Origin of the sequence: Bacillus cereus group sp. Bc061 (genome assembly GCF_027715825.1) — a bacterium.
Lineage (GTDB): Bacteria > Bacillota > Bacilli > Bacillales > Bacillaceae_G > Bacillus_A > Bacillus_A paranthracis.
This window is the reverse complement of record NZ_JAQFTZ010000001.1, coordinates 1,572,985-1,588,334: the sequence shown is the minus strand read 5'-3', so window position 1 is coordinate 1,588,334 and position 15,350 is coordinate 1,572,985. Positions and strand designations below refer to the sequence as shown.

Here is a 15,350-nt window from a genome sequence, read left to right as displayed (position 1 = left end):
ATTCAAAATAAGATTTTTTTGCAGTAAAATCAATGTTAGTGGAACTTTTTTAATTAAACTTTTTTAAAAATTAACATAAATGCTTGCGATATTTAAATTAGTACTATATAGTTCTAATTATGACAAAGGTAAAATTAATGAATCAAAAACATGTGATTGAAGTAGCTGCAACATTATTTTTAGAAAAAGGGTTTGCTTATACAAGTATGGATGAATTAGTACGTGTAAGCAAAGTTTCAAAGTCTAATGTGTATTATCACTTTTCTAATAAGGAAGTATTATTAGAAGCGGTCGTTGATTATTGGATTGAAATGTATCAATCTGCAATTGATGACGTAATTTCTCAGAACCAATTTTTAGTTGAAGATCGTATCCAACTGTTTTTAAAGCAATTATCACAAGGAGTTCAATCGAGAGAGTATAAGGGAAGCTGTCCATTTATTACTCTTTATATTCAAAGTCCTACACAGGCCACGCAAATAAAAGAAAAAATAGGTCTTTTTTTTACAGGATTACAAAAGAAAGTTTCTCTATTACTTAAACAAGGGATAGAGAATGGAGAATTCAGAAATACGATTCATATTGATGAGGTTGCATCCCTTTTTATTACAAATCTTGAAGGGGCGTTATTTATTTCAGAAACATTGAAGGATGCAACTGTAATCACGAAAACAGCAGATCATTTTTTAAAATTGCTTCGATAACAGAAGCATTTTTTTTACATCAAATTAGTACTAAGTAGTACTAAAAAGGGGATCTTATATGAGAACAGTATTTTTAACTGGTGGAACAGGCTTTATTGGAAAGCAATTAGTGAAAGAATTAGCCAAAGAGGATGTTAAAATTCTTCTTTTAGTGAGGTCGAAAAGTAAAGCAACAAGCATTTTTCAAGAAAGAGGCATCTTAAAAAAGGATGTTATGCACTTTATTGAAGGTGATTTGACGAAACTAGATTTAGGTCTAAGTGGTGAAGATAAGGAGAGGGTATTGAAAACGGATGTGATTATTCACGCAGGAGGCCCCATGGATATTCAAGCGACAAGTAAAGAGGCAGCTTCCGTATTTTTAAATGGCGCCAAACATATTAGTGAATTAGCTAAAAGTATTCATCAATTGAAGGGTTTGCAACAATTTATTCATGTTGTAGGTTATATGAGTCCCTTTGATGATAAAAATAGCAAGATTGCAATTGATGTGTTTAAAGAAGGAAACAATTATTTAAAAATAAAAAATCCATATGAGAGAACAAAATTTTTAGCAGATCTTTATATCCGTCAGCAGGCATCAACAGTAGGTTATCCGCTTTCTGTAATTAATCCGCCAACTGTAGTCGGTAGTAGTAAAACAGGGAGTACAGAGCAGATAGCAGGATTAGGTTTGCTTGTGATGAGTATGCGAAGAGGGCTCATGCCAGTGATTCCTGGAGGTAAGGGATATAGGTTACCACTTATTTCAAACGATGAGCTTGCGAAGTTTATTGTGCAGGTTTTCAGATTGGAGCAACCGACTATTCAAACATATACACTTGTTGAAGACAAACAGCACGATCAAAACATTGCTGAATTATTAAGTATTATGTCGGAAAGTATGAATATGAGGGCACCAAAAATCTCTGTCCCGATGCCACTTATGAAAGCAATTATGAATAGTGGAGTAAGTAAAATAACAAAAATTCCTTCTGATGGACTGAATTTTATTACAAAACAAAAATTTTCAAATGTTTCAGCGAAAAAAATTATGGGAGGAGATTGGTTTAAGAAGACGAGTGTAATGAAATTTCTCCCTGCCGTAGTAGCTGATCTGGATTATCGAATGATGTATCAAAATGGCCAGCATAATCATGTATTTAAACGAACATTATGCGATAACAATACCCTTTACCAATTACAAGGAGAGGGTCAACCGTTTATATTATTACATGGTTTATTGAGTGATGGAGAGGATTTATTTCCTTTAGCACAAGAGCTTCATGAAAAAACTGGTCAACCTGTATGGATTTTGGATCTTCCAGGTTTGGGACGTTCTCCTTTTAAACGAGAGAAAAATCTTCTAGATATCTATTTGAATGTAGTGAAAAAGTTATTGGAGAAAGCTACGAATGGTGCACATCTAATTGGACATTCATTCGGTGCGTTTATTCTTCTGGAAGCATTGGTACAAGAGTACATAGATAAGAAGTATGCAATCACTTTACTTCAGCCACCTGTTGTTAAAAAAAATGCTAAATCCCTAAATGTTCCTCAATTTATGAACAAATGGACATTAAAACTGGCAACTACTAATTTGATAGGGCGTTATTTATTAAGTAATGGTTTGTTTGAAAGTATGGAGAGCATCCCTGAACATTATATTGAAAAGATAAGTAAAAGTTTTACTTCTCCTAGAATTTTAAATACTACGGTTCAGCTTAACAGTTTACTACTGAAAAACGATCAAGGTGATTTCAATGAAGTAACAAAGTATAATCTTCACATTATTTGGGGGGATTATGACAGAGCCTATTCTGCTCCATCGCATCTTGGTAAGGTTGATTGTGTTCCATATGGCCATCATTTTCCTCTTAGCCATCCGAGTGAAACGGCAACATTAGTAATAAAAAATAGTAATACTAGCAGATGAGAGTGTGGGATAAATAAAAAGTGTGTAGTAAGATTGTTGTGTCTTTGAAATAAAATCGTACTGTTTTGGGGTCCTACACCATCGCTATCAAGCTAAGAAAAGCAAATACCCCAAAACGAAAAAAATGACCTGAATTCTTATGAGTAACAGTAGAGATATAAAATTTTTCATTAATTAAAAACCAAGGAAAACTCGACAAAATGATTGGATTTACCTTGGTTTTTTGTGAGTGACTCAAAAAAGAACGAATTCTTGTCTTGCCCTATCAAATTTGATATCATTTATGTAAAATAATGTGAAACATTAAAATGAATAAAAGACGTTATTCTTTCCTATAATTCTACAGGAAGGATAACGTCTTTTTTGTTTTATAGATAGTGCAAAATCTTAGTTCCTCTTATATAATCATTAAACTCGGAAGTCAATAGAGCTACTAGTTTAATTAGATTATATGTTCTTCCCATAAAAAATCTTTAAAATGGTTTTATAATCTGGAATTTGTAACTTTAAGTATTGATTTATAAAGTTTTCGTTATCATATGGTACTTTTTTCAATTCAACAGAGAATTGCCCAGCATCAAAATTAACAATACCGTGTTGAGCGAAATGGTTCATGGTTACATCCTAGTGAGCCAGGATGTAAAAAAGTTTTGTCCATTGTTTGAAAACACTCAACAGGATTTATTCTGATGAGTTTTTTTGTTTATATAATTTATCAATAATTATTCTTTTTTCTCCGGCTGATAGGAAAGAATAACGACACCTGAACTGGTCGTTCTTGTTTCTATAAGTTTTAATGCTTTTGTATTGCTCTGGTCTTTAAAGAGACGCTTTCCGCTTCCTACGATAACGGGATTGACTATAAAGTGGTATTCATCAATGAGGTCATGTTGCATTAATGTTTGTGTAAGATCTCACCACTGCCATAGATTAAAAGGTTCTGACCGGGCTGTTCCTTCAGTTTCGATATTTCTTCTATAACATTATCCTTGATAAGATTTGCATTCCATTCGGTTTTTTCTAAAGTTGTTGAAGCAACAAATTTAGGAATGCTGTTCATCTTATCAGCAAAACCTTCTTCATCAGTCATAGAAGGCCAGGCAGCTGCAAAACCTTGATAGGTTACTCGCCCTAGTAGAAGAGCTTCACTTTCAAACAGTAAATTGGATTGAAACTTTGCTACTTCTTCATTGAAGTATGGAGCAGTCCAAGCTGGTTCCTCCATGACACCATCTAGTGAGAGGTACATCGATACAATTATTTTTCCCATTTTGTTCTCCTTTAGTTTTAAATTGAGATGTTTACATATTGGTAAAACAATTATTAATTCTCCAGCTAGAGAAAATTTACCTTTTTAATAGTTTCGACAAAATGTATTTATGTATGTTTTGGAATAAACTAATATATATTCATAACTTTGAAATATTGTATAACTTCTAATTTTTATGCATTATTGATTAGCATTGCTTATTGTGCTAACGAATCAGGATAGTGTGGCGACCGACTAAATAGTTGCTTATCCTCAATTATTAGAAGGGAAGTTTTATTATTTCGCGAATTGATTAGACATAGACGAGTGCTATAATTTTCTATATATACATAAAGAGGTGACTACGCATGAATCAAAGACCGTCAGAAGAAGAATACGCTGGGAGCTCCGGCGAATATATCCGTTTGGTGCCAGACGGTAACATCATCGACATTTTACTTGCTCAGGAAAAGCAAATGACCGAACTCCTGGCATCGTTGACCGAAAGCCAGGCCGCATATCGGTATGCGGAAGGAAAATGGACACTGAAAGAAGTTGTGGGCCACATTACAGACGCGGAACGCGTCATGACCTACCGCCTGCTCCGGTTCGCAAGAGGGGACCAGACGCCTTTGACCGGTTTCGATCAGGAATTATTCATACCTCCTTTCGGAAGCTGGACAACCGCGCAATTGGCCGAAGACTACCGGGCCGTACGGCAATCAACGATTACATTACTGCGCGGGCTACCAGCGGAGGCGTGGATCCGCAAGGGCACAGCCAACAACCTAAGCATTACGGCGCGCGCCCTCGCGTACAGCATTGCAGGACACGAGCTTCATCACATGGGGGTTATCCGAAACCGGTACTTGAGTTAATCGTCGGCAGAGGCCTTTGGAATGGAACGAACACCACTCATACAACCTTAGATACCGTTCTTATTAGGGTCCCGCCCCACAACCATCAACTTAAGGATTTAGACTATTTTTGAAATAAAAAGCACGTTACTATTCTCTTATGTTAATGAGAAAGGGTAACGTGCTTTTTATGAATATGCACCAAAAACAAGAGTTATATCGATTTTTCTCATTTTGGGGTATTTGTTTTTCTTAGATTGAGGGTGACGGGGCACTACTCTATAATGATCAAATTAAAATTAAAAATAGTTATAGAGACTCCATTTCTCGGAAATGTTGTAACTATTAAGTTGTAAAAAGAACCATAGTTTTTCATTTTTGAAAAGGCTATGGTCTTTTTTAGTTGTAGCAAAGTGATGATGCGAGGAAGTTTTTTTGATAAATCAAAAAAACTTGATTAACTAGTTGCATATAGAACTCATCTACATATATACTATAAACATCAAAAAAAGTTGATGAAGGGAAGTGAACTACAGTGGTACAAGATTTTCAGCTCTATGAGAAAAAGTTTAAAGCGTTGGCGGATCAGAAACGTCTAGAAATCATGTATGAACTTTGTCAGCGAGGCCAGACGTGTGTATGTGATTTAACAGAGATTTTTGAAATGACACAATCTAAGTTGTCCTATCATTTAAAGATTTTATTAGACGCAGGTTTAATTGTAAAAGAAACAAAAGGTACGTGGAGTTATTATGATTTAAATGATACGGAAGTGAATAATTTATTATCAGAAGAATTGTGCTGTATCTTTAGAAAAACAGGCAAAGGTAGCTGCTGTTAAAATTTTAATTTATTAATCAAAAAAAATTGATTAATGATATGTAAAGAGGAGGAATAAGGTATGAGATATGTTCACGTCGGTATAAACGTTACGAATTTAGAGAAGTCCATTGAATTTTATGAAAAAGTATTTGGTGTATCACCAGTTAAAGTGAAAACGGATTATGCAAAATTTCTATTAGAGACGCCAAGACTTAATTTCACGCTGAACGTGCGAGATGAAGTGAAGGGAAATCAGGTAAATCATTTCGGTTTCCAAGTGGATACAGCTGAAGAAATTACATTACATAAAGAAAGATTAGAAAAAGAAGGTTTCTTCGCGCGTGATGAGATGGATACGACTTGTTGCTATGCAGTACAAGATAAGTTTTGGGTAACGGATCCTGATGGGAATGAGTGGGAATTCTTTTATACGAAAGCACATAGTGATGTTCACAAAATTGAAGAGTCATCTTGTTGTACGACTTCTAATGAAGTAGCTAAAAATTCTTGTTGTTAATAGGAGATGGAAAATAAAATGAAACGCTTATCTTTTCTAGACCGATATTTAACACTATGGATTTTTCTAGCGATGGCTGTTGGGATTGGTTTAGGGTTTGTGTTCCCTAGTGTAGTAGACGGACTGAATACATTACAAGTTGGCACGACGTCTATTCCACTTGCTGTTGGTTTAATTGTAATGATGTATCCACCATTGGCGAAAGTTCGCTATGAGGAAATGGGCCAAGTATTTAAAGATGTAAAAGTGTTAGTTCTATCTTTAGTACAAAACTGGATTATTGGTCCGGTACTTATGTTTGTGTTAGCAATTATTTTTCTTCCTGATAAACCAGAATACATGGTTGGTCTCATTATGATTGGATTAGCACGTTGCATTGCGATGGTCATTGTTTGGAACGATCTTGCCGATGGGGATAAAGAGTATGCGGCAGGTTTAGTGGCTTTTAACTCGGTATTTCAAATGTTATTCTTCTCCATTTATGCATACGTGTTTGTAACAGTCATTCCAGAATGGTTAGGGATTGAAGGTGCTATTGTCGATATTACAATGATAGAAGTAGCAAAATCAGTGTTTATTTATTTGGGAATTCCTTTTATAGCAGGTATGTTGACGCGCTTTGTACTAGTTAAGTTAAAAGGAAGACAGTGGTATGAAAAGGTTTTTATACCTAAGATTAGTCCACTTACATTGATTGCATTGCTATTTACGATCATTATTATGTTTTCTTTAAAAGGAGAGATGATTGTTAGCGTACCACTAGATGTAGTAAGAATAGCAATTCCATTACTCATTTATTTTATTGTAATGTTTTTTGTTTCTTTCTTTATGGGAAGAAAGATTGGTGCAAACTATCCGGTGACTACAACATTAGCATTTACAGCAGGTAGCAATAATTTCGAGTTAGCGATTGCTGTAGCAGTTGGTGTGTTTGGTATTCATTCGGGCGCAGCATTTGCAGCTGTTATCGGTCCTTTAGTTGAAGTACCTGTCATGATTGCACTTGTAAACGTTGCTTTTTGGTTTAAACGTAAATATTTTAATGATCAATCAGTCTAAATTTAAAAATAAAGGTGGAAAACAACATGGAGAACAAAAAGACAATCTATTTCTTATGTACAGGAAATTCATGCCGAAGCCAAATGGCAGAAGCATGGGGAAAGAAATATTTAGGAGATAAGTGGAATGTATATTCTGCAGGAATCGAAGCACATGGAGTAAATCCAAACGCAATTAAAGCAATGAACGAAGTAAATATCGACATAACAAATCAAACATCAGATATAATTGATGCAAACATTTTAAATCGTGCTGATTTAGTCGTTACGCTTTGTAGTCATGCGGATTCGGTTTGTCCATCTACTCCGCCACATGTGAATCGTGTTCACTGGGGATTTGATGATCCAGCAGGAAAAGAATGGTCTGAATTTCAACGTGTTCGTGATGAAATTGGTGAACGTATAAAACGATTTTCTGAAACAGGGGAATAAATAAAGGAAAGAGTCAATCTTCTATTGTGTTGGAGATTGGCTCTTTTTTATTATATATTTCATTGATTTAAAACAACTATTAAAAAGAATAGAGAATATTCTGTCATGGTGTTAAAGTTATAATAAAGCGATTTCAAAAAGGTGGTTTAACTTATGATTTCTGAATTAAGCAAGAATGATTTTTATAAATGTAGTAGTTTAATAAATGAACGAGGTCAATTAGAAGTCAAAGCTGTAATTGCAGGGGTGAATCCTGGTCGTATATTTGTAGATAACATATCTTCCCCTAATTTGGGGCTTATTTGGTTAGGCAATAATGATGGCTTCTTTTTTATTGGAAATGCTGAAAATGAAGAGTTTAATAAAGAAATGAATCATCTTATTAATAATGTAATAAAACCTGAGGCGAAAAAGGTTGGACTAAATTGTTTTGAAGGAATCGGTAATCATTCAAAGTGGAACAAAACAATTGAAAGAATATTTCAGCACCGTAACTTAAAGAGTTGGAATCAAAGAGTGTATATGCTAAGAAAAGAGGATTATGAAAATCATCATGAGCCTAAATTTGAACAGGGATATACTGTGCTAAAAATGAGTAAAGCTCTCTATGAAAATAATAATAACACATTTAAGAACATTGATTTTTTACAATCAAAAATTTTAGAGTTTTGGTCTTCACCAGATTGTTTTTTCAATGAAGGAATCGGTTATTGCATTGTTTATGGTGATCTAATTGTGAGTGTTTGTTTTTCAGGATTTGTATTTGAAAATATACACTGTATAGATATTGAAACAATAGAAGAGCACCAGGGGAGAAAATTAGCTCAAACGATAGCTCATAGTTTTGTGAAAGATTGTTTGGAGAATGACATTACTCCATATTGGGACTGTATGGAATTGAACAAGTCTTCTATCGCAGTTGTGGAAAATGTAGGGTTTATAAATGTATGTAACTATGTAGGATATTATTTTCTATTTGATGAATAATTTGTTGATGCGATGAAACGATAGGCATGAGTTAGTTCTATAAGTTTATGAGCCGCAAATGCGGCTTTTTTATTTGTGTCGTAATTCGTTTTAGAATTCTTTTTCGAAAAACTGAATGATTTTTTTAGAATTATCTTCACTTAAATCATAACCTTCACCGTGTGTTTCATTGCTCGCTTTTGCTATTACGATGTCACCATCAGACTCTATCCAAACAAAGAATTCTTGTATAGAATTATCTTGATAAGTAACCTTCATTTTTGAATGTATATAGTCTTTGGTCTCTTGATCTAGAAGTAGTGTTTTTTTCTCTGCGCTTTCCATGCTTGTGAAAATTGTTTTCATATTTTCTTTATTTACTACTTGATTACTACTTTTTGAATTTACAGGACTAATTTCAAGTTTTCTCACTTCTTTTTGTTCAAACATAACGTTTTCATATACAAATTCTTTTTCTTTCACTGCTGTGGATGCTTCTTTATTGGAAGCTTTCGTCTCATTTGAATTACTTGTACATCCAATTAATAAAGTGATACTTAATGCTCCAATTATACCAAATGTTAATCTCTTCAATAATAGGCCCCCCATCTACTATTTTCTATAATTCTATTTCCTATTTGAAATATCCTAGCTATGCTTAATGAAGTGAAAAACATTTTGTTATGGGAAGCGCAATGAATTACATGTACCCTAATTTTTTGTATGGAAGGAGAGAACGTGGTGAAACACATAATAAGAAATGTAGTAATGAATTATTTTAAAGAAATTCATTCATTAGCAGTGGAAGAAGAATTACATAATAATAGTTGGCATACAGATTTACACTATAAAATTATCGTAAATGGAAAGCGATATTCCGCAAGATTTATAAATAGCAAGCGAACAATCAATCCAGCTTTTGGAGCGTTATCAAACGAACAACTGATAGAGCAAGTATGGTTTACGTATTATGTACGCGAACATGGAATTCCTTTTATGCAGATAAATAAGAATAGGGCAGGAGAGCCATTTACACTTGTCGCTTGGAATGAGGAACAATACAGATTTGTCTTGTCTAATTGGATTGAGGGAGAACATATTACACATTGTACAGAAGCTATCGCAAAAGCCTTTGGAAAGGAATCAAGAAAGATTCATGACATATCTTGCGCATTTCAAAGCTCGATTTTTCAAAAGAAATCACATTTGGATGGGTATGCCCAGTTTATTCATATGTTAGAAAGTAAGGCAAGCGCATGCAAAGAATTACGGGAGTATATAAAGCTAGCTACATATCATATAGAGTGTGCATATACGAGTGAATTAAAGTTTATCGTACAGACAGATTTAAATCCTTTGAATGTTTTATGGGACTCAAGTGAGCAGGTAAAAGGAATTGTAGATGCCGAATCGATTGGATATGTTGATCGTATTGAAGGACTAGCCTTTTTACTAAAGTGGTATTCCCGAACGGAAGGAATAGAATCACATGAAGTCAGTCCAAGTGTTGCTAGTGCATTTTTAGAAGGGTATAAGGCTCATAATATTGTTACATCAAATGATTACAAAAGACTTTCTTCGTTACTATGGTTATCCGGTAGTTTAAATTGGAATTTTGTGAAGAAAACACTAAGTGTAATAAGTGATGAGAGGGAATTAGAAGAACATTTGGAAGTTTATAGAGTGAGGGGAGAAAGGTTGTCTTCATTAATAAGTAGAGAAGAAAGAGCCAACTCGTTTGAGTAGGCTCTTTAACGATAAGTAGGTTGAATATAACCTAATTTTATCCCTTTAGTGACAGCTTCTAAAGAAGATGAAACATTTAATTTATCAAATACGTGCTGAATATGATTGGAAATTGTACGTTCGCTAGCGTATAACATAGAAGCAATTTCTTTGCGCTTATAGCCATCACACAGTAATTGTAAAATTTGTTTTTCACTATGAGTCAATTCTTCAATTGTTTCTGTAGGGGTTGGAAAATGAGATGCGCCTTTATTAATATCGTGTAGTACTTTCACCAATACTTCAGGTAAAATATTTTTATTAATAAAACCACTTACACCTAGTTTTTGAGCTTCATACTGGTAAACAGGTAAATCATAACCGGTTAATATAACAATTTTTGTATCACATTTACTATCCAATATTATTTTTGCTATTTCTAAACCATCTTCACTACTTATATTGCTTAAATTAATATCTAATAAAATAATATCTGGTTTAAACTGGTTGATAATTGTAACGACATTTTCAACATTTTGTAATGAACGGAATTCATCTATTTCAGGATAATCTTCTAAGGCTATTTCCAAGCTTTTAGCAAACAAAGCATGATCATCTATTAATAAAATGTTTATAGGAATCGCCTCCTTTCATAGGAATGATAATAGTAATGCATAAACCAGAAGGGTTACTATTTGAAATGGTCATTTTACCATTTAATAAAAATAGCTGTTCTTTAATCGAATTCAATCCTTTATGACCATTCAAAATATCTGCTTCGGTAGTTGTTAAACCTTTGCCATTATCTTTCACAACAAGTTTTATTTCCCCATCTTCTTGTACTAAATGTAAATGTAACTTTGAACAATTTGAATGTTTGAATGCATTCGTTACTAGTTCTTTTAATATTCGATATACGACAAGGTGATAGGGTTCTACTAAAAACAAGTCGTCGTTACACGTAAAGGATATATTAACATGTTTCGTTTCATATTTTTTTTGAATCATTTTAAGTAAATTACGATAATTTTCTTTTAATGTAAGTGTTTTTAATAGAGTTGGATGATACTCCTGCATTTCAATGCGTATTGTATGACTTAAGTTATCCAGTGTCGCTACGATTATGTCATGAATTTCTTTTTTACTAGATTTGTTCATCATATTTTTAACAGCTAATATGTCTTGTAGTATTTCATCATGTAAATAATTAGAAAATCTACTTTTTAATTGTTCTTCTTTTACGATTTGTACTAAGTTATGAACATACGAACTGTCTGGCAAAGTTTTTAATTTTTTTGTATTCAAATTGGAGATAGTGTTTTTTGTGTCTTGAAATAATAATGTGAAATAAAGCTGAATGAACCAAATAATTGTATGTATAAAAATGAAATAAGTAATCATATTAAATTGAAATAGTACTCCAAGTGAACTCATAAAAATAAAAATGCATAAAAACATAAAAGCAATTGCACCTTTTTTTAAGGGGAAATATTGTTTCATAGATATATGATTTTTAAAGGCTATTGCATGAATACTAAATAGGGGGAACAGAATTATTATGTACCATCCTAAATTATTTACATATTCGGGACTTCTCCCAAATAACATAACATATACGATAAAGGGGAAGATAAGAATTGTAGTAGATGTAAGTAAATGCTTTTTTTCAGTTTTAAAAACAAATTTAATTCGTTTGTTATGTTTCAGGAATAGAAAAATAATCCAACTAACACTGATAAGCCATTGAAATGAAAATAGAACAGAAAATATTCTATCGTTTATTAAATATGCACCTAATGTTAGTAAATATGTAACTCGTAAAATCCAATCTTTTTCTTTTTTATAACTATAAATAGAATCTTGGAAAAAGAATAGGAGTATAAATTGCACGATTTTATATAGAATGAATACACTTAGTAGTGTACTGAATGTACGAAAAATCTGGTTGTCATTCAGTGTAAGTAAAAACTGCCAAGAAGTAAAAAGTAGTAAACTAGAAAATTGTGATAATAGAGTATTGTTTTTTAAGTTGATAAAACTAAGATATGATCCATAAATGGCCATAATCGTTATAAGCAGTAAAGGGAGTAATTTTGCTGTTCCTATAATATTGTCTATTGAAAATTCATTGCATAGAAAAATAATCATACAAAGTTGGTTAATTAAAATTAAAATTTGTTTTTGCTCATAGTACTTTTTCATAAAATCACTTACCTTTGTTAGATTGCATACAGATAAAGCTGATGTTTTTTTATTTATCATCAGCTTTATTTATAGTTTTTTACTTTTTATTGTTAAATATAATTTTATAACATGCTCTTTTTGTTAACAAATAATAAACGATATATACAACAGTAAAAATAAATATTGCAAAAAGAATCGGTAATATAAACGCACTACTTTTTCCTAATAGATCATCCATTAAAGCAGTCTTATAAGCCATTAATGCAAAGATACTATGTGCTAATCCTATTATGTAAGGAATGCTAAACAAGGTAAAAATTTCTTTACTTATTATTCTTTTTATCTTCTTTTTGTTATAGCCCATTCTATTTAAAATAATAAATTCATTTTTATTTGCCATCATACTTGAAAGGTTATGGAAATAGAGAATACTGCCTGTTGCAATAAAGAAGATGATAGTAACAAAACTAATGAGCAAGAATGTTGAGCTATTTTGCTGAATAATATAATCATTTTTCTGGTAACTACTTGTAAAATAACTATTATTTTTAAATAGTGGAGCTAAGTTTTCATAAACTGCTTTATTATTCCTCATATCTAATCCATTAAAACTCACTATCGTTTTTTCAGGTAATTCTAAAGCTTTTATTTCTTTATAAAGTTGATCCGAGATAATAAGTGTTGCGACACTATTTGCAAATCCAATTGAATTAAGTAATGTAGTGTCTTTTACTTTAATATCTATATTAGTTGTAGGCGTTAAATTTAAAGTATATATTTTCCCTTTATCTAGATTTTCTTTTTCAGGTCGATATTTTACTAGGATGCTTTCATTTTTAGCTAGATGATTAAATTCTACATTTTTATCTTGAATATGTATTAACTTTCTGTAATCTGACTCAGAGATAAGGTCAAATCCGTGTTCCTTTTTTATACTATATTCTTTCGGTAAATTATCAGAATTAGATTTCCCGTTAATAATGGTTGTTTCTGTATATCTTGTATTTTCTTTACCGACAGTATTTTGTACAGTTTGTAGTGCTTTATTGGCTACGTCCTTATCGTCTAAAGGAAACTCGATAGCTGAAGGTACGATCCGTTCTGTAGCGGCAACAGGATAGTAAAGAGTCAGTAGAGTAGAACTGAATATAGCTAAAGTTCCTGCGGTTAATAAGGTTAATAAAATGAAAGTTTTTGCTTTTGAACGAATTTTAAATATAAAGTTTGGGATGACGATAATATTGGATTCTTTATAAAACCATATTTTATTTTTCTTTAGCTTTTGAATCGCATATGGTAAAAATGAATGAATAAAGAAGATCGTCCCTAATATTACACTGAACATCGTTAAGAGAGCGATTGGAGAAAAGCCAATTGTTTTCCACAAAGATTTCGTGCCCCTTGTAATATCGATTGCTAAGAAATAGCCAATTAAAATGAAAAATAATCCTAGTAGTGAAAAAACTGTATTGATTTTTATCTTTTTATCTTCTTTTTGTTCCATACGTACTAAAGTTAGTAAGGAACTTTTTCGAAGAATAATCCAATTTGATAAAGATAAAACAAAAAGAACAGCAAAGATAAAAGCAAAGGTGAATAGTACTGCATCAAGGTTAATAAATGGTACTTTAGAAGTATCGATTTGTAATTTTAATATTTTGATTATAGCTCCTACAATTCCTTTATGAGCAATGGCGCCAAAAATAATTCCTACAAATAGGGCAGCAAAGCAAATCATAATATTTTCAAAAGTTAACAGTTTTAGCATCGTTGATTTTCTATATCCTAAAAGGGAGTAAATGCCGAGTTCGTTCATTCTTTTTTTCATAAAAAATGTATTAGAGTATGACATATAGAATAGTACAAATGCCATAACAAAGATCGCCACTGTTTTTGACATTGTTTCTACTCTACCATCAGACGAAATCTTTTCCATGACAATGTCGTTCATGGAAAAAGAGATAAAGGAGAAAAATACCATCAGTACAAAAGCTACTGAAATAAAATAGAATGAATAGAAGGAGAAGTTATTTTTTAAATTCTTTTTTGCGATTGTAAATAATCCCACAGTTCAATCTTCCTTTCGTATTTCTAGTTATATCGATTTTCATCAATTTTAGAGATTTCTTTTAATATTTCTTCGAAAAATTCTTTTCTATTTTGTTTATTTTTCTTTAATTCTTTTATAATGTTTCCGTCTTTGAATATTAAAATTCTACTAGAAAAACTGGCTGCATAGGCATCATGAGTTACCATTAAAATGGTAGTTTGAAGTTCCTCGTTTACCTCTTTTAATTTTTGAAGTAGTTCTGTTGCAGAATTTGAATCTAACGCGCCTGTAGGTTCATCTGCAAATAAAATACTAGGCTGCTTTGCAAGGGCTCTTGCAGCTGCAACCCTTTGTTTTTGTCCCCCCGATAATTGACTAGGATATTTGCTTAATTGCTCAAATATCCCAAAACGCTTTGCTAAATTTTCTATTGTGGATTCAATTTCCTTTGGGGATTTTTTTAACAGAGTAAGTGGAACAGCAATATTTTCCTTTACGGTTAAACTATTAAGTAAAAAATACTCTTGAAAAATAAACCCTAAGTAATCCTTCCTAAAATCAGCAGATTTATTATTGTTAAGCGTTTGGATATTAATCCCATTTATAAAAACATCGCCCTCTGTAGGTGTGTCGATAGTGGATAAAATATTTAATAAAGTTGTTTTTCCGGATCCAGAGGCCCCCATAATCCCCACAAACTCACCCGCTAGAATATCAAAAGAAACTTTATTAAGCCCTGGTAATTGATTCTTGTTATAAATTTTTGTCACATTCCTTGCAGATACTAATGCATTCATTTTATTTACTCCTTTTCATCTATTTATATATGAAGTGTATCTTTTGATATAAAAAGAAGCATGAGTAAAAAGCG

General features: G+C 32.3%; 15 protein-coding genes and 1 pseudogene. 9 read left to right on the top strand and 7 right to left on the bottom strand.

From position 1 onward, the window contains the following. Window positions 1-137 precede the first annotated feature (137 nt). Window positions 138-704 (top strand): TetR/AcrR family transcriptional regulator, encoded by a 567-nt coding sequence (locus PDQ40_RS08290; protein ID WP_001072132.1) that lies wholly within the window; start codon window positions 138-140, stop codon window positions 702-704. A 58-nt stretch (window positions 705-762) separates the two neighbouring features. Beyond that, window positions 763-2,619, top strand: coding sequence for an alpha/beta fold hydrolase (locus PDQ40_RS08285; protein ID WP_270691347.1), 1,857 nt, complete (start codon window positions 763-765; stop codon window positions 2,617-2,619). A 447-nt stretch (window positions 2,620-3,066) separates the two neighbouring features. Here PDQ40_RS08285 and PDQ40_RS08280 read toward each other — a convergent pair whose 3' ends face one another. Continuing rightward, complete coding sequence (locus tag PDQ40_RS08280; protein WP_001015238.1) at window positions 3,067-3,234, bottom strand: hypothetical protein; 168 nt, start codon at window positions 3,232-3,234, stop codon at window positions 3,067-3,069. Between the two features lie 107 nt (window positions 3,235-3,341). Further along, a pseudogene (locus tag PDQ40_RS08275) lies at window positions 3,342-3,889 on the bottom strand (dihydrofolate reductase family protein). Window positions 3,890-4,236: 347 nt separating this feature from the next. On the opposite strand from PDQ40_RS08275, the gene PDQ40_RS08270 reads away from it, so the two are divergent. From PDQ40_RS08270 to PDQ40_RS08245, 6 genes are all read left to right on the top strand, one after another. Further along, complete coding sequence (locus PDQ40_RS08270; protein ID WP_001076313.1) at window positions 4,237-4,746, top strand: DinB family protein; 510 nt, start codon at window positions 4,237-4,239, stop codon at window positions 4,744-4,746. A 514-nt stretch (window positions 4,747-5,260) separates the two neighbouring features. Further along, the gene (gene arsR / locus PDQ40_RS08265; protein ID WP_001982246.1) at window positions 5,261-5,566 is read left to right on the top strand and encodes an arsenical resistance operon transcriptional regulator ArsR; all 306 of its coding nucleotides are present in this window, start codon (window positions 5,261-5,263) and stop codon (window positions 5,564-5,566) included. Window positions 5,567-5,626: 60 nt separating this feature from the next. Then, window positions 5,627-6,064, top strand: a complete 438-nt coding sequence (locus PDQ40_RS08260) for an ArsI/CadI family heavy metal resistance metalloenzyme (RefSeq protein ID WP_001271030.1) — start codon at window positions 5,627-5,629, stop codon at window positions 6,062-6,064. Between the two features lie 18 nt (window positions 6,065-6,082). Further along, window positions 6,083-7,123 (top strand): ACR3 family arsenite efflux transporter, encoded by a 1,041-nt coding sequence (arsB, locus tag PDQ40_RS08255; protein WP_061130818.1) that lies wholly within the window; start codon window positions 6,083-6,085, stop codon window positions 7,121-7,123. 26 nt (window positions 7,124-7,149) lie between these two features. Beyond that, window positions 7,150-7,554 (top strand): arsenate reductase (thioredoxin), encoded by a 405-nt coding sequence (gene arsC / locus PDQ40_RS08250; RefSeq protein WP_000428334.1) that lies wholly within the window; start codon window positions 7,150-7,152, stop codon window positions 7,552-7,554. A gap of 153 nt (window positions 7,555-7,707) precedes the next feature. Next, on the top strand, window positions 7,708-8,541 hold the full coding sequence (locus PDQ40_RS08245) for a GNAT family N-acetyltransferase (protein WP_270691346.1): 834 nt from the start codon (window positions 7,708-7,710) through the stop codon (window positions 8,539-8,541). A 90-nt stretch (window positions 8,542-8,631) separates the two neighbouring features. Here the strand turns inward: PDQ40_RS08245 and PDQ40_RS08240 are convergent, their stop codons facing one another. Beyond that, the gene (locus tag PDQ40_RS08240; protein ID WP_270691345.1) at window positions 8,632-9,114 is read right to left on the bottom strand and encodes a hypothetical protein; all 483 of its coding nucleotides are present in this window, start codon (window positions 9,112-9,114) and stop codon (window positions 8,632-8,634) included. 147 nt (window positions 9,115-9,261) lie between these two features. Between PDQ40_RS08240 and PDQ40_RS08235 the strand changes: the two genes are divergently transcribed. Further along, window positions 9,262-10,266: a phosphotransferase gene (locus tag PDQ40_RS08235; protein ID WP_270691344.1), complete on the top strand. Its 1,005-nt coding sequence runs from the start codon at window positions 9,262-9,264 to the stop codon at window positions 10,264-10,266. Between the two features lie 5 nt (window positions 10,267-10,271). Here the strand turns inward: PDQ40_RS08235 and PDQ40_RS08230 are convergent, their stop codons facing one another. The 4 genes from PDQ40_RS08230 to PDQ40_RS08215 all read right to left on the bottom strand — a co-directional run bounded on the left by PDQ40_RS08230 (window position 10,272) and on the right by PDQ40_RS08215 (window position 15,276). Then, window positions 10,272-10,880, bottom strand: a complete 609-nt coding sequence (locus PDQ40_RS08230; protein ID WP_139120474.1) for a response regulator transcription factor — start codon at window positions 10,878-10,880, stop codon at window positions 10,272-10,274. Beyond that, a complete protein-coding gene (locus PDQ40_RS08225; RefSeq protein WP_000761135.1) occupies window positions 10,858-12,447 on the bottom strand; it encodes an ATP-binding protein in 1,590 nt (529 codons plus the stop codon). Before PDQ40_RS08225 ends, PDQ40_RS08230 begins: the two co-directional genes overlap by 23 nt. Before the next feature lie 79 nt (window positions 12,448-12,526). Further along, entirely contained in the window at window positions 12,527-14,497 is a 1,971-nt protein-coding gene (locus tag PDQ40_RS08220; RefSeq protein ID WP_000522533.1) for an FtsX-like permease family protein, read from the bottom strand. A 23-nt stretch (window positions 14,498-14,520) separates the two neighbouring features. Continuing rightward, window positions 14,521-15,276, bottom strand: coding sequence for an ABC transporter ATP-binding protein (locus tag PDQ40_RS08215; protein ID WP_000993166.1), 756 nt, complete (start codon window positions 15,274-15,276; stop codon window positions 14,521-14,523). Between the last annotated feature and the right edge of the window lie 74 nt (window positions 15,277-15,350).